General features: G+C 37.1%; 25 protein-coding genes. 16 read left to right on the top strand and 9 right to left on the bottom strand.

Going from position 1 to position 24,175, the window contains the following annotated elements; translation table 11 throughout:
- Positions 1 to 3: 3 nt before the first annotated feature.
- Positions 4 to 567, top strand: coding sequence for a 5-formyltetrahydrofolate cyclo-ligase (locus ACN1CD_RS01800; RefSeq protein WP_419128537.1), 564 nt, complete (start codon positions 4 to 6; stop codon positions 565 to 567).
- A 6-nt stretch (positions 568 to 573) separates the two neighbouring features.
- On the top strand, positions 574 to 732 hold the full coding sequence (locus ACN1CD_RS01795; RefSeq protein WP_419128536.1) for a hypothetical protein: 159 nt from the start codon (positions 574 to 576) through the stop codon (positions 730 to 732).
- Positions 733 to 758: 26 nt separating this feature from the next.
- On the opposite strand, the gene ACN1CD_RS01790 is transcribed toward ACN1CD_RS01795, so the two are convergent.
- Positions 759 to 1,526 carry an exodeoxyribonuclease III gene (locus ACN1CD_RS01790; RefSeq protein ID WP_419128535.1) on the bottom strand — a complete coding sequence of 256 codons (768 nt, stop codon included), beginning with the start codon at positions 1,524 to 1,526 and terminating at the stop codon, positions 759 to 761.
- 78 nt (positions 1,527 to 1,604) lie between these two features.
- Here ACN1CD_RS01790 and ACN1CD_RS01785 point away from each other — a divergent pair, with 78 nt between their 5' ends.
- Positions 1,605 to 1,820, top strand: coding sequence for a hypothetical protein (locus ACN1CD_RS01785; protein WP_419128534.1), 216 nt, complete (start codon positions 1,605 to 1,607; stop codon positions 1,818 to 1,820).
- Between the two features lie 80 nt (positions 1,821 to 1,900).
- On the opposite strand, the gene ACN1CD_RS01780 is transcribed toward ACN1CD_RS01785, so the two are convergent.
- Positions 1,901 to 2,611, bottom strand: a complete 711-nt coding sequence (locus ACN1CD_RS01780; protein ID WP_419128533.1) for a peptidylprolyl isomerase — start codon at positions 2,609 to 2,611, stop codon at positions 1,901 to 1,903.
- A gap of 94 nt (positions 2,612 to 2,705) precedes the next feature.
- Here ACN1CD_RS01780 and ACN1CD_RS01775 point away from each other — a divergent pair, with 94 nt between their 5' ends.
- The 8 genes from ACN1CD_RS01775 (at position 2,706) to ACN1CD_RS01740 (ending at position 8,176) form a co-directional block, all read left to right on the top strand.
- Positions 2,706 to 3,110 carry an HYC_CC_PP family protein gene (locus ACN1CD_RS01775; RefSeq protein WP_419128532.1) on the top strand — a complete coding sequence of 135 codons (405 nt, stop codon included), beginning with the start codon at positions 2,706 to 2,708 and terminating at the stop codon, positions 3,108 to 3,110.
- Between the two features lie 85 nt (positions 3,111 to 3,195).
- Entirely contained in the window at positions 3,196 to 3,732 is a 537-nt protein-coding gene (locus ACN1CD_RS01770) for a heavy-metal-associated domain-containing protein (RefSeq protein WP_419128531.1), read from the top strand.
- A 1-nt stretch (position 3,733) separates the two neighbouring features.
- Positions 3,734 to 4,546 (top strand): hypothetical protein, encoded by an 813-nt coding sequence (locus ACN1CD_RS01765; protein ID WP_419128530.1) that lies wholly within the window; start codon positions 3,734 to 3,736, stop codon positions 4,544 to 4,546.
- Between the two features lie 77 nt (positions 4,547 to 4,623).
- The gene (locus ACN1CD_RS01760; RefSeq protein WP_419128529.1) at positions 4,624 to 5,127 is read left to right on the top strand and encodes a DUF3347 domain-containing protein; all 504 of its coding nucleotides are present in this window, start codon (positions 4,624 to 4,626) and stop codon (positions 5,125 to 5,127) included.
- Positions 5,127 to 5,687 (top strand): helix-turn-helix domain-containing protein, encoded by a 561-nt coding sequence (locus tag ACN1CD_RS01755; protein WP_419128527.1) that lies wholly within the window; start codon positions 5,127 to 5,129, stop codon positions 5,685 to 5,687. Before ACN1CD_RS01760 ends, ACN1CD_RS01755 begins: the two co-directional genes overlap by 1 nt.
- Before the next feature lie 98 nt (positions 5,688 to 5,785).
- Positions 5,786 to 6,358: a YceI family protein gene (locus ACN1CD_RS01750; RefSeq protein WP_419128525.1), complete on the top strand. Its 573-nt coding sequence runs from the start codon at positions 5,786 to 5,788 to the stop codon at positions 6,356 to 6,358.
- A gap of 106 nt (positions 6,359 to 6,464) precedes the next feature.
- Positions 6,465 to 7,289, top strand: coding sequence for a 4,5-DOPA dioxygenase extradiol (gene ygiD, locus ACN1CD_RS01745; protein WP_419128524.1), 825 nt, complete (start codon positions 6,465 to 6,467; stop codon positions 7,287 to 7,289).
- 167 nt (positions 7,290 to 7,456) lie between these two features.
- Positions 7,457 to 8,176 carry a heavy-metal-associated domain-containing protein gene (locus tag ACN1CD_RS01740; RefSeq protein ID WP_419128523.1) on the top strand — a complete coding sequence of 240 codons (720 nt, stop codon included), beginning with the start codon at positions 7,457 to 7,459 and terminating at the stop codon, positions 8,174 to 8,176.
- A gap of 164 nt (positions 8,177 to 8,340) precedes the next feature.
- Here the strand turns inward: ACN1CD_RS01740 and ACN1CD_RS01735 are convergent, their stop codons facing one another.
- Positions 8,341 to 8,961, bottom strand: a complete 621-nt coding sequence (locus ACN1CD_RS01735; protein WP_419128522.1) for a YfiT family bacillithiol transferase — start codon at positions 8,959 to 8,961, stop codon at positions 8,341 to 8,343.
- Between the two features lie 3 nt (positions 8,962 to 8,964).
- On the bottom strand, positions 8,965 to 10,143 hold the full coding sequence (locus ACN1CD_RS01730; RefSeq protein ID WP_419128521.1) for a fibrobacter succinogenes major paralogous domain-containing protein: 1,179 nt from the start codon (positions 10,141 to 10,143) through the stop codon (positions 8,965 to 8,967).
- Positions 10,144 to 10,440: 297 nt separating this feature from the next.
- On the opposite strand from ACN1CD_RS01730, the gene ACN1CD_RS01725 reads away from it, so the two are divergent.
- The 5 genes from ACN1CD_RS01725 to ACN1CD_RS01705 all read left to right on the top strand — a co-directional run bounded on the left by ACN1CD_RS01725 (position 10,441) and on the right by ACN1CD_RS01705 (position 15,625).
- Positions 10,441 to 11,625 (top strand): hypothetical protein, encoded by a 1,185-nt coding sequence (locus tag ACN1CD_RS01725; RefSeq protein ID WP_419128520.1) that lies wholly within the window; start codon positions 10,441 to 10,443, stop codon positions 11,623 to 11,625.
- Between the two features lie 203 nt (positions 11,626 to 11,828).
- Positions 11,829 to 14,213 carry an alpha/beta fold hydrolase gene (locus tag ACN1CD_RS01720; protein WP_419128519.1) on the top strand — a complete coding sequence of 795 codons (2,385 nt, stop codon included), beginning with the start codon at positions 11,829 to 11,831 and terminating at the stop codon, positions 14,211 to 14,213.
- A 208-nt stretch (positions 14,214 to 14,421) separates the two neighbouring features.
- On the top strand, positions 14,422 to 15,054 hold the full coding sequence (locus ACN1CD_RS01715; RefSeq protein ID WP_154281866.1) for a peroxiredoxin: 633 nt from the start codon (positions 14,422 to 14,424) through the stop codon (positions 15,052 to 15,054).
- 14 nt (positions 15,055 to 15,068) lie between these two features.
- A complete protein-coding gene (locus ACN1CD_RS01710) occupies positions 15,069 to 15,377 on the top strand; it encodes a thioredoxin family protein (protein ID WP_010599335.1) in 309 nt (102 codons plus the stop codon).
- Entirely contained in the window at positions 15,377 to 15,625 is a 249-nt protein-coding gene (locus ACN1CD_RS01705) for a DUF6952 family protein (RefSeq protein WP_109925590.1), read from the top strand. The genes ACN1CD_RS01710 and ACN1CD_RS01705 overlap by 1 nt, the downstream gene beginning before the upstream one ends.
- 744 nt (positions 15,626 to 16,369) lie before the next feature.
- Here ACN1CD_RS01705 and ACN1CD_RS01700 read toward each other — a convergent pair.
- The 5 genes from ACN1CD_RS01700 to ACN1CD_RS01680 all read right to left on the bottom strand — a co-directional run bounded on the left by ACN1CD_RS01700 (position 16,370) and on the right by ACN1CD_RS01680 (position 23,948).
- Positions 16,370 to 18,955 (bottom strand): phosphoenolpyruvate carboxylase, encoded by a 2,586-nt coding sequence (locus ACN1CD_RS01700; protein WP_419128518.1) that lies wholly within the window; start codon positions 18,953 to 18,955, stop codon positions 16,370 to 16,372.
- 449 nt (positions 18,956 to 19,404) lie between these two features.
- Positions 19,405 to 20,952, bottom strand: coding sequence for a DHA2 family efflux MFS transporter permease subunit (locus tag ACN1CD_RS01695; protein WP_419128517.1), 1,548 nt, complete (start codon positions 20,950 to 20,952; stop codon positions 19,405 to 19,407).
- 7 nt (positions 20,953 to 20,959) lie between these two features.
- Entirely contained in the window at positions 20,960 to 21,997 is a 1,038-nt protein-coding gene (locus tag ACN1CD_RS01690; protein WP_419128516.1) for an HlyD family secretion protein, read from the bottom strand.
- A gap of 8 nt (positions 21,998 to 22,005) precedes the next feature.
- Positions 22,006 to 23,325, bottom strand: coding sequence for a TolC family protein (locus ACN1CD_RS01685; RefSeq protein WP_419128515.1), 1,320 nt, complete (start codon positions 23,323 to 23,325; stop codon positions 22,006 to 22,008).
- A complete protein-coding gene (locus ACN1CD_RS01680) occupies positions 23,322 to 23,948 on the bottom strand; it encodes a TetR/AcrR family transcriptional regulator (RefSeq protein ID WP_419128514.1) in 627 nt (208 codons plus the stop codon). The genes ACN1CD_RS01685 and ACN1CD_RS01680 overlap by 4 nt, the downstream gene beginning before the upstream one ends.
- Positions 23,949 to 24,175: the final 227 nt, after the last annotated feature.

Below are 24,175 nucleotides of genomic sequence, written 5' to 3'. Positions count from 1 at the left end.
ATTATGCTAAAAAGCGAAATCAGAAAACAAGCTTCAAAAGAAAGGTTATTAATTAATGCAGAAACTTATGCTGTTTTAAATAATGGATTGCTACACCAGTTCTCGGCTTTAGATTTCAGCACCATAAAAACACTCCATATTTTCTTACCAATTATAGAAAAAAAAGAACCAAATACTTTTCTGTTAATCGAATGGTTGACTGAAAATCATCCGGATACTAAAATTATTGTTCCTAAAGCTGATTTTGAAACTGCACTGATGACCAGTCATAAGTACCTCGGGCTACATGATTTACAAAAAAATCTTTATAATATTCTTGAACCTCAAAAGGGAATCATTCATGATGGCGAAATAGATCTGGTTTTAATTCCACTTTTAGCTTTCGATCGGCAAGGATATCGCGTAGGTTATGGCAAGGGCTTTTATGATCGATTTCTTGAAAATATAAATGCTCAAAAAATAGGCTTATCTTTGTATCCTGCAGTAGAAAAGATAGAAGATGTAAATGAACACGATATCCGTTTAGATTTTTGCATCACCCCAACAGAAATTATTAAATTTGATTAAGCAATTATGGCAACCGAAATCGTTATTAAAACAGAAAAACAGTACGAAGACAATATGATTGCTGTATTCGAATTACAGGAAAAGGAAGAACTCACCGCAGAAGATTTGAAGCAGATTGAATTAATGCTAAAAGCCGGAGAAAAATACGAGGCTGAACATCTATAATTCCATTCCTAGCCTGACTTTCTACATCAATCTATTTCCAATAAAACCGGGCAATGATCTGAATGAATCGCATCAGGTAAAATTTTTACATTTTTTAAACGGCTTTCCATTTGTCGTGTAACCAAATGATAATCAATCCGCCAACCCAGATTTTTCCCTCTAGATCCAGCTCTGTAACTCCACCAGGTATAATGATGCGGGTCTTTATTAAAATAACGAAAGGTATCTATAAATCCATTGTCTAAAAACAGCTGCATCCACTCCCGCTCTTCCGGTAAAAATCCCGAAGAATTGGCATTTGATTTTGGATTATGAATATCAATTGAGGTGTGGCAGATGTTATAATCTCCGCTCACAATCAAGTTCGGAAATTCCTTCCGTAGATCATCAATATAAGAATCAAAAAAACGCATAAAAGCATATTTCTTTACTTGCCTTTCGTCGCCGCTCGATCCCGATGGCATATATAAACTCATCAACGAAAAGTCATCGAAATCTGCCCTTAAAATTCTTCCTTCCTGATCAATCCATTCTTCTCCGCAACCAAAAACCACCTGATTTGGTTTTATTCGGGTGAGGATGGCCACGCCACTATAGCCTTTCTTTTGGGCAGGAAACCAGTAGTGATAATAACCCAGCTGTTCAATCAAAGCGATAATTTCTGTAATCTGTTCCGGCAATGCTTTTACTTCCTGCAAGCAAACCATATCAGCATTTGTAGCCTGTAACCAACCAAAGAAGTTTTTTGTGCTTGCTGCACGTATTCCATTAACGTTGTAAGAAATGATTTTCATGAATGGCAAATTTATAAATTATTGATTGAAGCTACAGTATAAGACATTTCATTAAATTTGTTTATTAGCATAGAAGAATTGAAAATCGAAATCGCAAAAAAAGTCTTCAACACTGATGATGAAAATCTACTTTCGGAACTAGATGTACTTTTAAGCACCGATGAAAAATTTGTATTCCAAGATTTGCCAAAACATGTTCAAGAAGGGATAAAAAGAGGCGTGCAACAAGCAGAGGAGGGTAAACTCATTCCTTTTGATGAAGTTAAAAAAAGGCTTTCTCAAAGATGGGGTTAACGGTATCCTTTTCAAAGGAAGCATACGGAACGCTTTTTTCTGGATAATCACCAGGAGCCTTTAATCAATAGATAAACCAATTACTTATTAATATTTTCAAGAGCCAACCGCTTCTCTAATTTCCTTGCCTCTCTTTTTTTGAGAACAGAAATATCCATTTTTACGTCTTGCTTAGGTCGGTCATTTTTATCGGTATCTAATGCCGCAATTTTATCAACCATATCTAAACCCACCACAATTTCACCATAAACTGTGTAGTTCCGATCTAAGTGCGGTACGCCGCCAATGGTTTTGTAAACTTGTCTCTGCCATTCAGGAATTTTGAACTTCAGTCGTTTTTCTTCCAGCGCATTTAACTGCTCATCAGTAAAAACTTTCCCCTGTACCAAGTAAAACTGGCTTCCACTGGATGCTTTAGCCGGGTTAACCATATCACCTTCTCTTGCCGCAGCCAATACACCTTTTTTATGAAACAAGCTATCACGAAATTCTGCAGGAATAGTGTATTTAGGTCCGCCTTCGCCCAATAAAGAATCGGGTTTTGCATTTCTGGAATCAGGATCACCACCCTGGATCATGAAAGATTTTATTACCCGATGAAACAATGTTCCATTATAAAAGCCTTTTTTGGTAAGCTTTAGAAAATTATCTCTATGCAATGGGGTTTCATTATACAGTTTAATAATACATTCTCCATACTGAGTTTTAATGCGGATATATTGATTTTTCGGCTTTGAAGCCAATGCGCTAAATGATATTAGAATTAAACTAAAAAAGATAAGTTTCTTCATTTGAAATGTATTATGCTTCTAAAGTAAGCTAAATATGATATTCTTTAAAGAATTATTATGCTAACCCGATTTATTTTGCGTTATCTTTGTGAAAATGAAACTTAAACAGAAAATAGCACTTAGCCTGGCCGTATTTTATGCGGTTAGTGTAATGGGCTTTGCTTTAAGCTTACATTTCTGTAGTGGAAAACTAGAGAATGTAAAACTTTTCAGCAATGAAGTTTCATGTAAATTCTGTAAGGAAATTCCTGCGGACAAGAAAAAAGATGACGGTTGCTGCAAAAACACACAGGTAACTGTTAAAGTTAAAGATAGTCACCAAACCGAGGCACAAACACAAATGCCGAAGTTATTTTCTATTCAACTATTTCTTCATCCTCCGGTTTTAGCATTTCTTTCAAACATTACCCCTGCTTTTTTAAGCAAAATCAGCATCAAAGCTCCCCCACTTTCCACCCGGGTTGCCCTGCATGTTTTCAACTGCGTTTTTAGAAATTAGGATTAATCGTTAGCCCCTCGATGTTGGCAATAGCATTTCGACAGGCTTAATGTGACATTTTCTTAAATTCTAATTCAAAAAAATCATGAAAACAATAAAATTATTCAGCATTATTATGCTTCTTCTTGCCGTTAAAGTTTCGGCTCAACAAATATCAACAGCAAATTTACAAGTAACTGGTTTAACTTGTTCTATGTGTTCAAATGCAACACAAAAATCGCTTGAAACCTTAAGCTTTATTACATCCGTTAAGCCAGATTTAAACAAAAACATCTTTGTACTTACCTTCAAAAAAGGTGCAGATATCAATCTTGATTTAGTACGTAAAAAAGTACAGGATGCTGGTTTCTCTGTGGGTGGTTTAACAGCATATTTTGCATTTAACCAGGTAAAAGTGGATGATAAAGGCCAGGCAATTGTTGATGGAAACGTTTATCGTTTTGTAAATGCGAAAAACAAAACCCTAAATGGAACGGTGAAAGCTGCAGTAGTAGATAAAAACTTTATTTCAGGTTCAGCATTTAAAAAGCAAGCTACATCTATCAGTTCTGATGCCTATGCTAGCGGTGCTGCTATAGTAAACGGAAAGAAAACACGTGTTTATCACCTTGTTCTTTCTTAAAATGAGGCGATTTTTATTTCTGGCGCTGGTGATGACCAGCGCTTTTCACTATGCTTTTAGTCAGGAGCTATATGTATTTACGGAGCCTGCAAGCAATATGCCAACGAAGTCGATTGGTGTTCGTTTAACCAATGAGGGAATGTTTAACAATCCCGGATTTGTAAGCAGAACCATTCCTGAAGTCATGTTTGGCTTTAATAAAAACCTGATGATGCATGCTCAGGCATTTCTTTCGGATATGGATAGAAAATACCGTTTGGAAGGCGGAAGTTTATATGCTAAATATCGTTTTATTTCTATTGATGAAGCGCAAAGTCACTTTAGAGCAGCTGCTTTCGGAAGAATCAGCACCAGTAAACGACCAACTTATACCAGAGATATTAACTTAGAAGGCGATAATAGTGGTGTTCAAGGTGGTTTTGTCTTTACACAACTTCTTCATAAACTGGCCCTATCGGCAACTTTAGGCTATGCGCATGCATTTAAAGATAGCGACAAACAAATTACAGGAATGCCTAGACCAAATAATATGCTTTCATACAGTTTATCATCTGGTTACCTGGTTTTACCTTTCGTTTATAAAAACTATAAGGAACCTAATTTCAACGTATACTTTGAAATGTTGGGTAAAACCGACCCAAGCTCTGGTCAAAGCTATTTAGATTTAGCTCCAGCAATTCAGGTGATTCTAAATAGTACCACCAGAATTGATTTGGGCTACCGTTTTCAGGCTGCAGGAAACATGACGGACAGATACACCAAAAACATGTATCTAATAAGGGCGGAATTTAACCTTTTTAATGTTCTAAAATAATTTAAACTTAATGAAATCCCCCGTTCGCAATCCAACCTTGAATGATGCGAATACGAGGTTCACAAAAAACAAATAAGATGAAAAAAATTATGATCATGGTGGCAATAATCGCCATCGCAAGCACAAAATTAACATTTGCACAAAGTAAAACTGATGCAGCATTTAATCAATTGTTAACCGCTTATTATGATGTTAAAAATGCATTGGCAACAGATAAAATCGATGTAGCCAAAGAAAAAGTGAAAACTTTATCAGCAAAGGTTGATGCCATTCCTCATCAGGATTTACCGGCGGCACAACATACCATTTGGATGGAACAGTCTAAAATGATCAAGGCAAGAGCACCTGAATTAGCCGCTAGTAAAGACATCAAAGCACAAAGAAAATCTTTTGAAGCGATATCTTCGGCAATGATCAAGACCGTTAGAAATATCAAATTTAATAGCGCCACGGTTTATGTTCAGCACTGCCCAATGGCAAAAGCGAGTTGGTTAAATGAAAAAGAGAACATCGAAAACCCATATTATGGAAGTATGATGTTTGATTGCGGCGATGTTGCTGAAACCATCAAATCAAAATAATGAAACTGCATATCAAAAATATGGTATGTAACCGTTGCAAAATGGTGGTTAAAGCTGAGCTGGATAAGCTTGGCTTTAATCCCGTTTCGGTTGAATTGGGCGAAGTGGTATTGGCAGAAAATATCTCGCACGAGGAGAAATTAACAATTGCAGAAAAACTTAGTCCGTTCGGTTTCGAGTTATTACAAGACAAGAAAACTCAGCTTGCCGAACAAATTAAAACCAGCATTATCAACCTGGTTCACTACTCAAAAGAGCCTTTAAAAATCAATCTTTCGACTTATCTAAGCGAAGAACTCCATCTAGAATACCCTCAGTTAAGTTCCATTTTTTCGGAAGTTGAAAATCAGACTATCGAGAAATACTTCATTGCACAGAAAATTGAGAAGGCTAAAGAAATGCTTACTTATGGCGAGTTAACACTAAGCGAAATCGCCTTTCAGCTAAATTATAGCAGTGTGGCGCATCTTTCCGCACAGTTCAAAAAGGTTACTGGCGCTACTCCATCAGCATACAAATCAGTAACGTCGGGTAAACGAAAAACATTGGATGAGATTTGACAATAACTGTAAAATGGAAGACGAGATTTAAACCTTTTCTTAACATACATCAACACTTAAACCTTGTGCCTGAATGTACATTTGTTTAAAAAAATAACATGAAAAAATTATTCTTATTCCTGATAGCTGCATCGATTAGTGTGGCATCTTTTGCACAAACCAGTTGGAAAATCGATCCGATGCATTCGTTTGTAAACTTTTCGGTTAAACACATGGGCATTTCATTTGTAGATGGTTCATTCAAAAAATTTGATGGTTCCGTTACTGCAGCTAAACCAGATCTAACTGATGCAAAAATCGCTTTTACCGTTGATGTAAACAGCATCACAACCGGTGTTGACATGAGAGATGGTCACTTAAAAACTGATGATTTTTTCAATGCTGAGAAATTTCCAACAATGAAATTTGAAAGCACATCGTTAAAAAAATTAAGCGGCAATAACTATGAGTTAAGTGGCAAATTAACCATCCGTGATGTAACAAAAGACGTGAAATTTGCAGTTGTATATGGTGGAACAGCAAAAGATCAACAAGGAAATACTAAGGCTGGTTTTGGCGCAACAACAACCATTAATAGACTGGATTATAACATAAAATATGATCCAACTGGTGCTGGTGTAGCTAAAGATGTGACCATTAAATTAAATCTGGAATTTGTTCAGGGAAAGTAATTGAGAAGATCGTCATTCCGGGCTTGACCCGGAATCTTTCTCATTAGATCCTGAAACAAGTTCAGGAGGACGATTATTCATATTTCTATTAGACAAACCTAATATAATGTCTGCATTATCTCAATTCAAAAACTTTACGCAGCGCTTACCTCAAACCGAGTTGATGCCTACACTTTTTATCGGCCATGGTTCGCCGATGAATGGCATTGAGCACAATGAGTATAGCCAAAGTTGGGGTAATCTGGCAAAAAATATTCCTGTTCCGAAAGCGGTATTAGTTGTTTCGGCACACTGGTATACCCACGGAACTTTTGTAACGGCAATGGATTTTCCATCTACGATACATGACTTCGGCGGTTTCCCGCAAGCATTATTTGATGTGCAATATCCGGCTCCCGGAGATGTAAAGCTGGCTTTGGAAATCCCATCATTGGTTCATTCTACCACTATTGAGCTTGATCACGATTGGGGATTAGATCACGGTACCTGGACAATTGTTAGGCACATGTACCCTGAAGCGAATATTCCTGTATTGCAACTCAGCATTGATTATACCAAATCTCCTGCTCAACATTACGAAATTGCTAAAGAAATCTACACCCTTCGCAAAAAAGGTGTATTGGTTATCGGCAGCGGTAATATGGTGCACAACCTTAGAATGTTGAGTTGGGAAATGATTAATGGTGGTGGTTACGATTGGGCGAATGAGATGAATGATAAATTCAAAAATCTTATTGCAAACGGTGATCATAAACCTTTAATTGATTACCGCAGCTTAGGCGCCGATGCCATGCTGGCTATTCCAACACCGGAACATTACTTGCCATTGATTTACACCTTAGGTTTAAAAAATGATCGGGAAGAGCTCTCTTTTTTTAATGATAAAGCTGTTGGTGGTTCATTAACAATGACTTCTGTTTTGGTGGGGTAACCCTTATCTAGTATCTAGTATCTAGTATCTAGTATCTAGTATCTAGTATCTAGTAACAATTCGCTATCTACGGAATAGTTTTACTTGCCTAAAATTCTATAACATTTTGTGATTATTCTATAACGCTTTTTGCCTGCCCATCAGGTAAATTTGTAAAAATATTCAATATGACACATACCTATCAACTCACCGGCATGACATGCGGTGGTTGCGAAAATAAAGTAAAAAGCAACCTTTTAATTTTACCAGATGTAACCGCTGTCGAGGTTTCGAAAGAAACGCATTCGGCAACAATCAGCATGGATAAACACATCAGCTTACCCGTGCTACAACAGGCATTAGGCGGCGCTGACAGCAAATACCAAATTACAAGCGACTCAATTATCGAAGCCACCACAGCAACCAAATCATGGGTAGAAACTTATAAGCCAATTTTATTAATTTTTGGATACGTTACAGCCATATCACTGGTAGCTTCATGGCGGGATAATACGATAGATTTTATGGTATTTATGCGCATTTTCATGGCTGGTTTTTTCCTGACCTTTTCTTTTTTCAAAATGTTAAACCTGAAAGCTTTTGCTGAAAGCTACGCCATGTATGACATCGTTGCAAAAAAAATCAGTGTCTGGGGATACATTTATGCTTTTATCGAATTAGGTTTAGGCTTAAGTTTCGCACTTAACCTATCTCCTGCTATTGTAAACTGGGTTACATTAGTTGTAATGACAGTGAGCATTCTAGGCGTTTTAGAGAGCATAATCAACAAGAAAAAGATTCAATGTGCTTGCTTGGGTGCTGTATTTAACCTTCCAATGAGCACCGTAACCATTGTAGAAGATGCCATTATGATTGCCATGAGCGCTGCCATGTTGATTTTGATGTAATTATATTCTTGTCAAAAGCTCATCAGGTGGAAAAGCTGCAATTTCAGAATCTTTGAAATCCTTAATATTTTGGGTAACGATATAATCTAGCTTTTCTATATTGTAAGCGCATAGTATCTGCAACGCGTCTTCGAAATCTTTATGCTTCGATTTCAAGCCCTTTTTTATAATAGCCTGTTTTCAAAATATTGGCGGAGTTCTACTTCTTCATTAAAATTATCAGGAAGTTTTACTGCACCTCTTATACCTTGTAACTTAGACGAAGTGGCTATAGCGTTTGTAATGTGTGCCAAATGATGTTTTCCATGCCAGGCATACATACCCAACATATTTGCCAGAGTAAGCTCTTTTCCTTGTGCAGGATGAATATATTTTCTTTGATAATCTTCAAATTTTAAAGTCTTTAGAAAAGAAACCCACCTTTGGTGCAATGCGGTTAATAAAGCAATTGACATTTCAATATCTCCATTTTTAGCCTCGTCCGTTTCGGCCCACCGTTCTTCATCATAAGGCCTGATGATCGGAACATCTTCTGTAATGGCTTGTTTGAATCTGATGTAAGCATTCATATGGCTATCTGGAATATGGTGAATAACCTGCCTCAATGTCCAACCACCTGGGCGATAGGTCTGATTTAATTCTTCATTAACCAAACTTTCAGTAGCATTTTTAAGCTGGTTAGGTAAAGCCTCAATTTCAGAAATCCAGATATCGGCCTGATGCTGATTGAAAATTTCAGGCATAACAAATTGTCCAATAGGGTATTTTAATTGTTCTAAATTCATTACTTAATCTTTTATACATCTTAAAGAGTATCCAAAGTTTTTAAAACTCTCTGAAACTTCAATGTAACCTTTAACATATAAATTATAATACCTTGCTGTTCCGGAAGGATTAGCTGTGGCAGTCCACCAATTAGCATCAAAAGAAAGACTCTCATAGGTACCTTCACCGTTTCTTTTCCCCACCGGCAAACCAGTAAACTTTGTACTGTTTGAAGCCCCGGTATCATTCATCCAATGACTAATGCCACTTTCTTGAATTTTGCTACCACTGTAACGGTCTCCCCCAATATGATTATACAAAACATTCCATTCAGCATTTGTTGGGATATGCCAGCCCTGTGGTGCAAGTTGATGAGCATTGTTTACAGCATACCAATTATATAAAAACCCGTATGTTTTGCCTAGTTCCTGATTGTTATTGTAGCTACAATAGGCTCCGCTTGATTGTGTCGACCAATCGGAATTTCCTATCACATTTGGTATTAGTGTTTTATCTCTATAGTGTGCCGTCCGTAAATTTTCCATCATCCATGTCTGGTTTCCTAGTTTTACCGTTTTATATACGTTCCCATCCACATCCGTTAATGTTTCAGCGATTACGGCATCGGTAACAAAAAGGTCTGCAGAAATATTATACGCGCTGTAAATCCCAGATTGGGCTTGATAAGCCGTTATGATTGCTTTACCTGGACCTTTGATGGTTATCAGGTTTCCTGTAACAACCGCAACAGCTGCATTATTACTCCTAAAAGTGATTTCTCTAGTGCTGTTACTTTTGGGTGAGGTTAAAATAAACGGAGGATCAGTTACTCTTTTATCAGGAATTACAAAATTGGTAAACATTGGGACAAGACGAGGCGCAATCACTAAGGTTGCCTTAATAGAATCTTTACTAAACCCTCCTGCTTCTTGTTGTATAGCCGTTATTATGCAAGTTCCATTTTTCTTTATGGTAACAAGATTTTCCTTGATGGTAATCATCGAAGTATCACTTGTTTCAAAAGAGAAAGCCCCGCTACTTTTACTTTTCGGATTGGTAAGCGGAAAAGGTAGTTGTCCGACTCTCCCTGCATTTAGGGTAAAATCAGAAAGTTCCGGTGATTGAACCGGGGTGTTTTCTTTTTGACATCCGATTAAACTTATCAAGAGAATAAAAATGGAGATATATGAGCGTTTTTTCATTATTTATTTCAAATATAAAAATCTGTCCTTAAGTACCGCAATAAAATGCTACATCAATTTTATTAACGATCACAACAAACGTGTTTTTGTTTATAGAGTAATAAATAATCATGATTAGATCTAATTTCGGTTTGAAATCACAATTCTTTCTTAAGGTTTTGAAAGGAGATATACCGAGCTTCCAATTATGATATCGTAATTTTGTTCGAGATCGTCAATTAAGTCAAGGAAAATACATGCGTTTCATTAAAAATTCATTCATTTAAAGCATATTGCATTCCATTTAAAATCCCAGGGATGAAAAGGTTATTTTTTATTTTCGTGTGTTTAATCCCAACAATTATTTATGCTCAAACCATTAAAACAGATGTATTGGTTTTAGGTAATAATGATGCGGCCTACTCGTCAGGGTTACAGGTTTCTCGCTCTGGTTGCAGTGTTTTAATTGTAACTCAAAGCACTCCTTTTGGTCTGGAAAAAATTAAGGGAACAAAAACAGCAGAAATTTACAAAATTTATGAAAATGTACAGCTGAAAGGAATTGCATATGCCCATGATTTAGAAAAAAAATCAACTCAAACAAAAAAGAAAAAGTCAGTTAAAAATCAGGTTGACAGCATCAAACCGTTTAAGATTATAAATGATACTACCATAATTGCCCTGGAGCGTTCCGGCGGTGGATGGGAGGCGAAATTAAGTAAAGATAAAACCATAAAAGCCAAGGTGCTAATTATAGCAGACAACAGCGATAAGGTACTTTCCCATCTAAAAACTGCGAATTTAAAACCCGTAGACTTAAGTGCTTTAAATTATACAGAAAACTTTTATCGCACCACAATTTCGGGTATAACTGGTACCTCAAACTTTTTATCTTTATATCATTTATTGATCTCAGACCAGGAAAACCTACTATACATTGATCCAAACAATGCAGAAATTGGTCAGGCAGCCGGTGCAACAGCTTCATATGCGGTCTTTTTTAAAACAAAAACCAGCTTATCTAATTTAAAAAGAATTCAAGGCGAACTCCTGAGCCATAAACTTTCGTTGATGCCTTTTAATGATGTAAAGGCTACAGATTCGAATTGGCTTGCCATCCAAAAAATTGGGATCACCGGGATTCTAAAAGCTGAAATCAAAAATGAAAAAGCTTTCTTTTATCCGGAGAAGGAAGTTACTTATGAGGAAATTAAACAGCCAATAAAAGATTATTATTATAAGGCTCAAATCTGGTTTGACGACAATAAAAATATTCCAATCAATTTAGAAAACACCATTTCGATGGTTTCTTACGTTGGCAATAAGGCTATTGATGCTACCAAAACGCAACTGCAAAAGAAGTGGAATAGCAGCTACAAGTTTTCTTCAAAATATGATTTGAAAAAAGTTCTAACACGGAGAGAATTTTCGGTTATCATTAACGAGTATTTAAAGCCGTTTGATCAGGTTAATGTTGATAAAACCGGAAAAGTGATCAGATAGTTTCTTAAAAGATTACTGTCTGATGCCGCAGATGATAACTTATGTTATTTTGATTAAGTTCATGATCAAAATGTAATCTGCGAATCTGCGGCCTGCTAAATCAATGTATCCCACATCAGTGGTTAAATTTGGTTGTAACATTTCCATTTCCTTAATGATTTAGTTCTCGCATTATCTAAATTGCAGCATCCAAACTAAATTTAATGAAGAAATATTTACTTTTCCTTCTGCTTTGCGCAGGAGAATATTCATTTGCCCAACAAATTGGCCCGTTAACAGTAGAAAAAATCATGCGTGACCCAAAATGGATGGGAATTGCACCATCTAATTTCCGCTGGACAGCTGATAGCAAAATCCTTTACTTCAATTGGAATCCAGAGAATAAAGCGAAAGAAGACCTTTATAAAATTATTATATCATCCTCAAAACCTGTTAAAGCCATTGAAAAAGAAGATGAAAAAATATTGAGTTTAAATTATGTTTATGGTAAAGACCAATCAATAGGCCTGGTCGAAAAAAATGGGGATATCTATCTTCAAAATTTTAAAACCAAAAAAGAAAGTCGTCTAACCAATACACTGGAACGCGAAAGCAATCCAATTTTCTTAGTTAATGGAAATGTAGTTTATCAACAAGGGGATAATCTATTTGAGGTAAACCTTAAATCTGCAGAAACCATTCAATTAACCAATTTTGTAAAAGGCAAAAAGGCTGGAAAATCTGAATCTAAATCAGCAACCGAACAAGATAATTGGTTAAAAGGTGAACAAACAGCACTATTTGACATCATCAAAAAAAGAAATACAGAATCTCGCGAAGGCGCCCGTGGAGGACGGGGCCGTTTTGGTGTCCCCTCAACTGACACAAAATTGTTGAAGGAATTGTATACTGAAGACAAATTTTTAACTGGAGTGGTGATAAGCCCGGATGGTCATTACATCACCTATAAACTCACTACTCCAGCACAGAACAACCACAACACGGTAGTCCCAAATTATATTACGGCTTCTGGCTATACGGAAGACATCCCTGGCAGAACAAAAGTTGGCGAAAATGAAAACATTTCGAAGGGATATATTTACGATACGCAACGGGATTCTGTTTATGCCATTCAAACAGCAAGCATCCCAGGCATAAAGGATCTTCCTGATTATTTGAAAGATTATCCGAAAGAACTAGATACCCTGAAAAAGAAAAATGCTGACCGTCCTGTAAATTTGTTTGGTCCGTTATGGAATGAAAATGGCACTAATGGAATTGTAATAGCTACTTCTTTAGATAATAAAGACCGTTGGATTTTAAAATTAGAAGCGTCCACGGGTAAGTTTTCTTTGGTAGATCGCCAACGGGATGAAGCCTGGATTGGTGGCCCTGGCATCAGTGGGTTTTACCAGGGCAACACGGGCTGGATAGATAATAACCGCTTTTATTACCAAAGTGAAGCAACGGGTTATTCCCATTTGTATGTTGCCAACATTTCAACTGGCGAGAAAAAACAACTAACCTCTGGCAAATGGGAAGTGCAGTCGTTGCAATTATCGAAAGACAAAAGCACTTTTTATTTTAAAGCAAACAAGGAACATCCTGGAATTACCAATCTCTTTAAAATTGGTATAAACGGTGGTCAGCCTATTCAGATGACAACAATGAAGGGTTTGAATGACATCATACTTTCTCCAGATGAAAAGTATCTCGCCATTAATTATTCCTACCTGAATAAACCAGGCGAATTATACATTCAACCTAACAAGGCGGGCGCTAAAGCAATAAAAATTACACAATCTACTACTGCCGAATTCAATTCTTATAAATGGCGTGAACCGGACATGGTAACTTTTAAAAATCGCTATGGTGCGGATGTTTATGCCAGGGTTTATAAATCTGACAAACCGCACCCAAATCATCCGGCAGTTGTCTTTGTTCATGGCGCAGGGTATTTGCAAAATGTTCACTTTGGTTGGAGTACTTATTTCCGTGAGTTTATGTTTAATAATTTACTGGCAGATAATGGCTATACAGTCATTGATATCGATTATACCGGAAGTTCGGGTTATGGTCGCGACCATAGAACCGGAATTTACAGGCATATGGGTGGGAAAGATCTAACCGATCAGGTTGATGGTGTGAAGCTTTTGGTCGAAAAATATGGTGTGAACCCAAAACATGTTGGTTTATATGGTGGATCTTATGGTGGTTTTATTACCCTAATGGCTATGTTTAACGAATCTGATGTATTTGCAAGTGGTGCAGCCTTGCGTTCGGTTACCGATTGGGCACATTACAATCATGGTTATACCTCAAATATTTTAAACGAGCCTTTTAATGATCCCATTGCTTACCGAAGAAGTTCACCGATTTATTTTGCCGATAAACTAAAAGGCAATTTATTAATGGCACACGGAATGGTAGATGTAAATGTTCACTTCCAGGATATTGTACGTATTTCACAAAGGTTTATTGAGCTTGGTAAAGACAATTGGGAATTGGCTGTTTATCCTGTTGAAGACCATGGCTTTATCGAACCAAGCAGCTGGACTGATGAATATAAAAGGATCTTTAAATTGTATGAAAACACCTTGAAGAGATAGGATTTTAGCCTGGTGTAGTCATCGGATGAATATATACATGATGCATAGTATTCATTCGATGACTACATAACCAATTCTTATAACATTATCCAACATTATAGTTTTCATCTATATCGTTATCAATAAATACAATGAACTATTAATAAACATGGGTTGATTTGGATCTGTTTTAGCCGTACCTTTGTGCCATAAAATTAAAGAAAAAAACATGGCAATAGTAGGTAAAAAATTCCCGAGTGTTAGTATTGATGCAATGTCAGATATGGGTGATGACATGAAAATCAATGTATTTGAAGAAGCGGTAAATAAAAACAGTAAAGTATTGTTGTTCTGGTATCCAAAAGATTTTACTTTCGTTTGCCCTACAGAATTACATGCTTTCCAAGCGGCGCTACCTGAGTTTGAAAAAAGAAATACCATTGTAATTGGTGCTTCTTGCGATACAAACGAAGTTCACTTTGCATGGTTAAATACACCAAAAGATAACGGTGGTATTGAAGGTGTTACTTACCCAATTTTAGCAGATACCCACAGACAATTATCTGGAATCCTTGATATTTTAGATCAGGAAGTTAACTATGACGAAGAAGGAAATGAATCTTTCTCCGGTTCGAATGTTTCTTTCAGAGCAACATATTTAATTGATGAAACGGGTAAAGTTTTTCATGAAAGTGTTAACGATATGCCACTAGGTAGAAATGTTAAAGAATATTTACGTTTAATTGATGCTTATACTCACGTTCAAAAACATGGCGAAGTTTGTCCTGCAAACTGGGAAGAAGGAAAAGAAGCAATGAACGCAAACAGAGATGGTGTTGCTGAATATTTAGCTGCTAACTAGTAAAATTAAACAATATGTTTTTAGAATTAACAGAAGATAATCTTCAACAATATTTAGCTGATAACTCCAAAGTTATGGTTCAGTACGCTGCATCCTGGTGTGGTAACTGCAGAATCATGAAACCGAAGTTTAAAAAGTTGGCTGCAGAAAATGAAGATGTAGCTTTCTTAATTGTTGATGCTGAAAAACTTCCAAATTCACGCAAATTCGCAAATGTTGATAATTTACCAACTTTTGCAGCTTTTGAAGGTGGTAATTTGGTAGATCAGGTGCAAACCAACAAAGCAGAAGGTTTGATAGAACTTTTTAATAAAATAAAATAATGAAGATTCCGGTTATCAGACAATTATTTCAAAACACTACTCCTGCTCAATTGGAGACCACTCTTGAGGTTTTAGAGGCATTCTGTGAATTCAGAGGAGTTAGTGAGCACGAAGTTGATGTTGCTGGCGAAATGATTACCAATATTTGTGGTGCACTTGAAGTACACCAGATGGTGAGCGAAGGTGCGGTTGAAAAAGACGCATTAAATGCCTTCGGCCAAAAAGTTATGGGCTCGATTGATCGATAGTTTTTTTAATCAAGCGCTTTAAAATAAAACCCCTTTGCAGATTTGCAAAGGGGTTTTTGTTTTATGATTTTCATTATTTCGAGGGATAATTTATTTTATAAAAATCAATATAAGTGACGTTTTTGTAATTAATTGATTTTAGTTATTTAGGATAATTACATCAATGCTATTTGGTTCAGTATCTATCTCGGTAGATCCTGAATCAAGTTCAGGAGGACGATTCGTCGCAAAATGGATTTCTCGAGAGATGTACTAACCGATTCGTCATGCTGAATTTAGTTCAGCACCTATCTAGTTAAAATCCTGAATCAAGTTCAGGAGGACGATTCGTTGCAAAATGGATTTCTCGAGGAATGTACTAACCAATTCGTCAATTGTATTTGGTTCAGTACCTATCTTGGTAGATCCTGAATCAAGTTCAGGAGGACAATTCGTTGCAAAAGGAATTTCCTCGAGGGATGCACCAACCGATTCGTCATGCTGACCTGTAGCGCAGCGGAAAGCTACGCAGTAAATTTAGTTCAGCACCTATCTAGTTAAAATCCTGAATCAAGTTCAGGAGGACGATTCGTTGCAAAAGAAATTTCCTCGAGGGATGCACCAACCGATTCGTCATGCTGAAGGTTAATTTTTTTTATAAAAATCACATCAATCGTAGGCACGAAGCAATCTTAAATGCTATTGGTTTTATAGCAAGCGTAGTAAGATTGCTTCGTACAATGACGATAATTCTGTTAATACCTCTTAAGCCAAATTCCTTCCTGCATTCACAATACCAAAAACCGTTCTAACCGCCAATTTTTCCAGCGCTGTCTGATCTTTTTCATTCTGGTCATGCTGAAGTTTTTCTAAAGCGAAATGCTGAATTAAAACCAACGGAAGAATAATTTTCTCACGTGTTGCGATAGATTTTTTATCGACAGGATAATTCGCCATTAAAGTTTCTTGTCCTGATAATTTTAAAAGCATCTCTTTCGTTAATTCGAATTCATTGTGTAGTTGAGTCCAAAAAGTGCCGAACTCTTTGTCGTTCGCTAAATGGGCCGTTATTACGAAGTCTGATTTGCTCATGCTCATCATACAATTATCCACTATCGTTTTCAGATAATCCGAATCCTCATAGACTTTTACTACTTTATCCCAATTACCTGCTTTTTCCTGGTTCTTCATCGCTGTTCCCATCCCATAGAAACCCGGTACGTTTTGTTTTAACATACTCCAGGCGGTAACGAAACTAATAGCCCTTAAATCTTCTAACTTCATTTCGCCTCCGCCGTTTCTTTTTACCGGGCGACTGCTAATATTTGCCTGAGACAATAATTTAAGTGGAGAGAGTTTTTCTAAATAGCTAACAAACAGTGGGTGTTCACGCAAATCAACAAATGCTTTGTAACCATCCTCAGCCATTGCATCAAGCAAGGCTTTATTTTCAGGATCTAAAAGTACATTATGCTTTTCCTTCAAACCAGAAGAAATGCCGGCATTAATTAATTGCTCAATATTGAATTCTGCACTTTCTACTGAACCATATTGTGAGCTGATGGTCTGCCCCTGAACGGTTAACTGCATATTCTTGTTCGCAATCTCTTTACCCATAGAGGCATAGAAACGATGTGTTTTACCTCCACCCCTCGCTGGTGGTCCGCCGCGACCATCGAAAAATGCCAATTGGATATTATGCTTTTTCGCAATAGCTGTTAGGGAAGTCTTTCCATTAAATATCGACCAGTTGGCCATTAAATAACCACCATCTTTCGTACTGTCTGAATAACCAAGCATAATATCTTGTTTATTGCCTCGGCTAGCTAAATGGGCTTTATAAAATGGATTGCTGTACAAGATATCCATAATGTCAGCCGCACCTTTTAAATCGTTAACCGTTTCAAAAAGCGGCACAAAATCGATGGTTAAAGCATCTTTGCTCCAGCCGTTCCATAAGAAAAGTTCAATGAGTTGAAGAATATCACTCGCCTGCTGGCAATTACTGATAATGAACCGGTGACAGGCTTTTTCTCCATTGCGTTTTTGAATTCCTTTTATTTCTCTTATCGTTTGAATGGTATCATTAATTAAATCATCACCTTCTGTAACATAAACAGGAGTGGCTTCTTTAAATGAGATCAGATTAAGTTTTTCAGCTTCTGAAAGTGTATCGTAATTTTCCGGATAAAGGGAAGAAATAGGCTTGTTTTGGCGGCAATAAGTATGTACATTTCTCAACACGCGACTATCCTGACGGATATCAAGTGATGCGAAATAATTCCCGTACAAATCAATTTTTCGAATCAAATCATTTACCAATTCCACAAACAAACCATCGTGTTCAGCAAGCAATGTCTCTTTAATTTTATTCAGGTTTTCTCTTAGTTCATCCGAGATATCATACAGCTCGCAGGTTTGATCAAAAGCATTTTTATACAACACATCATGAAGCTTGGCGATATTTTCCTCCACGCCTCTAAAAGTAATCCTGCGCTTAATTACCCTGAAATCACGATAATAGCAACGGAAAAGAATTTGGCGCAGCATTTTAGAAACTTCTAGTGTTGTATCCGCATGGATATTTGGATTTCCATCACGATCACCTCCCGGCCAGAAGCCCAGCTCCAGGATTTTTTTGCTTTCCAGGTTGTATTCATCCAGATTCTGGTCAATTTCTTCCTGAATATTCGCCGCAGCGAAGTAAAACGTATTTTCTAAAAACCAAGCTAAGTTTAACGCCTCATCTACAGGTGTTGGCGATTTTTTATTAAAGAAAGGGGTTTTACCGAGTTGCTGCAAAAGCGAGTTCATCGACGTGATGTTATTATCGCGAATGGCCTGAGTTAAATCCGTAATAATCGCTAAAACACTGCCCGGATAAAACTGAGTGGGGTGTGCAGTTAAAACTAAGCGCAGTGATAATTCATCAATCAGCTTTTCAATTTTTGAAAGCATCGGCTTATTATCTGCATTTTTTTTCAAAATAAAAGCAAGGGTACTCTGTTCGTCGGTTGTATTCAGCTTACTAAATGAGGCATCCTCAACGGCATCAAAAAGCACCACCTGGCGTTCGATATATTGGATAAAACGGAACAGCAAATCAGTGATGTCTTTACGTTCAGTGTAATTGGTATACTTTGCAAAAAATTCTTCAATTACCTGCGCAGGTTTCTGGCCATTTAAAATTCCTTCTTCGCAACTTTTAAAAAACAATGGCAATAATGTACCGGTATCTTTTATTTTATAGAAAGGAAGCGTTAAAAAAAGACTGTTGAAGAGCTCGAATTTCGAGATTACCTCATTGTTAAAGATAGATTCTCGCTGTGTAGTCAAACGGAGTTTTGGCATAGCTTAAGCAATTGTTTTGTATAGGGTAATACTACAAAAAATGCATAAGGTATTAAAATTCTAAGGCTTACAATTTGGATAATTGTAGAATAAATTTTAATTTTAGAATCTTATTTGGCTACTCGATAGCCAAGTAAGAATATTTGCAATGTTTAAGGGCATTGCATAGATTGTTAATTTTTTGGGTTAAAACAGCCGATGTATCTAAAATACACCGGCTGTTTTTGTTTTATAGGATTTTTACGCATTTAACCACATAGGGCGAAGAGAAAAATGCACGGAGAACGCGAAGATTGGTTAATTATTAACCTACTATCTCCTACTGGTTGGTCTCTCACCAACCAGCCTAAGTTTATCCCATCAATCGGTAATTTTTTGGTTGGTGTCTCACCTACCGATAGATGGAATTTACAAGCCTAATAAATAACCTTTAATAGGGAGAGGCCACCTTAATGTGCATCTGTAACAATGTTTGCATTTTTCTTAAATTTCTGCAAGTATAATAATGGTATAGAGAACAACATCACCAATCCTGCAACCCAATAAGCATCGTTATAGGTAAGCAACATGGTTTGTTTTATTACCGAACCCTCAATCGCTTTCATGGCCATTAGCTTTGCATCAATAAATGAAGACCCTTTAGCCATAAAATTATGAACCAGTCCATTTAGCTTTTGAGTAAATGCAGGGTTATAATCGTTTACATTCGTAAGTAAGTTATTCCGGTGAAAGCCAGAACGAATATGAATTAAGGTTGTTAAGGCAGCGATACCGAAAGAACCGCCCAATTGTCTGCTCATATTGTTCAATCCAGATCCTTGCCCTATTTCAGCTCCGGTTAAATCTTGCATGGCCAAAGTAGTTAGTGGTACGAACAGCAAAGCCATTCCAAATCCTCTAATGACCAACGGCCAGAAGAAATCTCCAGTGCCAGAAGCCAATGTTGATTTACTCAGCATCCAACAAAAAACGAAGAATAAAAACATTCCTCCTGTAGCCATGAACTGTGCCGGAACTCCTTTTTTAAGCATAATACCAATAAAAGGCATCATCGCAATAGTACAAATCCCTCCCGCAATAAAGAGCTTACCCGTTTGTAAGGGCGTAAATCCCAGTAAGTTTTGTGCAAAAACCGGAAAAACGAAAACGGAGCCATATAATCCAAATCCTAAAATAAAGGAAGTAAGCATTCCGATGGAAAAGCTTCGCTTCTTCATAATCCGAAGATTAACAATCGGATGATCGGTACTGGTTTCTCTCCAGATAAATAACAATAAACCAAAGATAGAGGCTACCGCTAATGCGATAATATATGGTGTGGAGAACCAGTCTTCGCTTTCACCTTTTTCTAACAAGGTTTGTAAACTTCCAACCGCCACAGCCAATAAACCAATTCCCCACCAATCGACGGGTTTTCCTTGCCCATCCTTGGGCGTCTCTCGAATAAAGGTTATGGTACAATAGGCGGCGAGTATCCCGACGGGAATGTTTACATAGAAAATCCAGGGCCAATCTGATATCTCTAAAATATATCCGCCAATGGTTGGGCCAACAGTTGGGCCCACTACAGCTCCTAAACCAAAAAGGGCTGTTGCAATACCTACATCTTCACGTGGCCAGGTTTCAATTAAAATAGCTTGTGCAGTTGATATTAATCCACCACCGGCTAATCCCTGAAGAATCCTGAATAAAATTAACTCGTTTAATGAAGTCGCGTTTCCACAAAGAAAGGAAACCAGTGTAAAAACGATAATGGAAGTTAAGAAATAATTTTTACGTCCGAAACGACTTCCTAACCAACCCGACATTGGCAGGATGATTACGTTCGCAACGGCATAACCAGTAGATAACCAGGCCACATCCTCCAGGGTTGCGCCCAGGTTTCCCTGTATTTGAGGAATTGCTACGTTTACAATAGTCGTATCAATCAGCTCCAAAAGAGAAGCTGTGATTACCGTAAAAGTAATAATCCACTTTTTTAAACCTACTTCGGCCATTATAATATTAGTTAGTAGAAACTGAAGCTTTAACGCTCATTCCTGGACGTAATTTGGCTAACATTTCTTTTGATGGATGAATTTTAATTTTTACGGGAATACGTTGAACAACTTTAACGAAGTTACCTGTAGCATTATCTGGTGGCAACAAAGAACCTTTAGCACCTGTAATTGGCGAGAAATTATAAACTTCTCCCTGAATTTTTTCATCAGGATAAGCATCTACTTCTATTTCTACTTTAGAACCTGTTTTAATTTTCTCTAACTGTGTTTCTTTGAAGTTTGCAGTAACATAGATACTTCCATCATTCACGATAGAAAACAATGCCTGCCCGGCTTGAATCAATTGGCCCTTTTGAACATTTTTCTTAGAAACGATACCTGCTGCAGGCGCTTTAATATCAGTATAAGATAATTGGAGTTTCGCAAAATCGATGTCGCTCTGGCGCTGACTGATTACATTGTTGCTTACCGCTAATTGTGATTGCGTGGTACCAACTTGTTTAACAGCAGCATTATATTGATCTTGAGCCGCCTGGAAAGCAGCTTCTGCCGATTCTTTTTGTGCTTTCGCCTGATCAAATGCTTGCTGAGTAATGGAACCATCTTTTACCAGATTTGCATAACGGGCATAATCTTTATTTGCTAGATTCAATTTAACCCTTGCAGCCGTTACATTTGCTTTAGCTGTACTGGTATTTGCCTGTGTAGCAGCAATCTGCGATTGTGCCACACCTACACCAGCACTTGCGCCTTTCTGCCCAGATTGTGCCTGCTCTAATTTAACCTTGTAATCGTTATCATCAAGTTTTACTAGAACCTGCCCCTCGGCAACATGTGTATTTTCTTCAAAACTAATATCCTTTACATAGCCACCAACTCGTGCCACAACAGGACTGATATCTCCATCAATCTGTGCATCATCCGTATCTACGTGCTTGCTGTAATAATTCCATTCCACGATACCAAAAACGATACCTATTACCAGTAATACACCTAAGATGATTGGTACTACTATATTCTTTTTTTTCTTTTCAGTTGTCATTGCTGTATTTATTGCGTTATTTTTCCTGTTGATTTTAGTAAAGTATAGTATGCGATGCCTGCATCAGCTTTCGCTATTTCCAGATTTATTTTAGCCTGATACAAGAGTGTTTCAGCATCAATTCTATCCGTAACTGAAGCCACATTGTTTTTATATTTTGATGCCAGTAATTTATCGTTCTCTGTTGCCTGAGCGATTGATGTTTCTAAAACCTGGATCTTATTAACCGCAACCTGGTACGTCTGAAAATTTTTATTGATGTCTGTTTTGACCTGATCAGTCAGGATATCTTTTTGAATAGTGATTGCACTTTGCTCAATTTTGGCTTCACTCACTTTATTTTTATTTGTCCAAAGACTACCGATGTTCCATGAAACCGTTGCGCCAATAGTTACTGGCATTAAATATTGATTTACAGGAGGAATAAAGCTGCCACTTGGATTGATGTAATATAAGTTTGCACCTACCCCTACGGTTGGTAAAGTATTTGCTTTAATGGTTTTGACGTTATAATCTGCAACTTTGTTTTGCACATCAAGTTGTTTCAATTCCTGGCGATTGGCCATGGCCTGGCTGATGTATTCATTTAAAGCGCCTACAGATTTTAATCCCAGGTTTGGATCTGTAATTTTAACTTCCGTATCTTCCGGCAGGCCTAAAAGAATATCAAGATTGTAATTAATAATTTTACGATTGCTTTCGATATCCATTTGGCTCAACGTGATATTTGCTTGTTGCAACTGGAAACGCAATACATCATTTTTAGTCACAATGCCTTGCTCAAAGAAACGCTGCGCTTGCTTGATCTGGGCTGCAATCGACTCTAAATTCTGATCGACAACTTTTTTACTTTGTGCTACCTTATACAATGCATAATAAGTATTGATCACTGCATAAGTGATTTCTTCTTTGCTTTTATCTGCATCTAAACGAGCCACATCTGCCAATAATTTGGTAGATTCTTTTGCATACTTCAATTTACCTCCGCCATAAACCAATTCCTGAATGGCTGCCGTACCTACAAAAGCATCAGCTCTTTTTGGCAATTGCAGAGATGAACCACCTCCAGGCAAGGTAAAAGTAGTGGTTGGAATTTCGGCATGGTTGTAAATGAAGCTGGCATTTGCCGATGGAAGTGCATTATCTTTAACCACTTCAAGCTGTGCAACAGCCTGATCTATTTTATTCTGCGATAATTTTAAGTTTTTACTATTGGCTATGCCAAGTTCAATTGCCTGGTTAATGTTTAATTCTTTCGAGCTTTGTGCGAATAAAGCTGCCGGAACTAATGATGCCACAAGCATTAATTTAATAGATTTGGGAATCATTTTTTTGATGTTAAATAAACTGTTAATAAATCTTGAAGATGAGCAACCGCTTTATCTTTAATCATTTTTTTGTCTTTCGGATTGTTTAAGTCTAAGTCAAACTCAGGCATTACTTTGTGCGGAGAAATTACGATGTTGGTTAGTGTGCCCAAAATTGTAGCGATTACCATCCGGTTATCCGCTTGCCTGAAACTTCCATCTTCCTGCCCATCAGTTAAAATTTTCTCAAATAACTGCATGTTTTGGCTCATGGCATCCTTAATTTTATTATACATTTCTGGCCGTTGGCTTAAAGACAACTCTCGGTGCATCATTTTATGGAATGATGGATTAGCCAGAATGCGTGTTGCATAGCCATCTATCACTCTATTCAATTTCTCAATAGCCGATATTTTATCTTCGTTGATAATTTTTAACTGAGAACCGAATCCCGCAATGCGGTTATTCATAATCTCAACAAAAACACCCTCTTTCGAACCGAAATAATAATTAATCATGGCCATATTAGCACCCGATTCCTTTGAAATCTGGCGTGTTGATGTTCCCTCGTAACCTGTTTCGCAAAACAGCTTTTCGGCAGCATCAATTATGGCTTGTCTTTTATCTATTTTTTCTGCTTTCATTTCTTTTTGATGGCGCAAAATTAATCAATCGTTTGATTAATATCCAAATGTTTTTATACTTCTTTTACATTATCCTGATAAAGGCCTTAACTAATAGCAAATAATATTTTTTCGCTGTTGGATTTGCCTGCCAGATTAAAGCCTGAAGATTTCATTTTTCATCGGCGCGAAACATGTTTATAACAAAAACTGTTAATTATTTAGAAAATTGACTGCTTATCTCAAAT

This window comes from Pedobacter sp. N23S346 (assembly GCF_048515415.1).
Taxonomy (GTDB): domain Bacteria; phylum Bacteroidota; class Bacteroidia; order Sphingobacteriales; family Sphingobacteriaceae; genus Pedobacter.
Note: the sequence above shows the minus strand (reverse complement) of the source record. Positions and strands in the feature narration are given on the sequence as shown.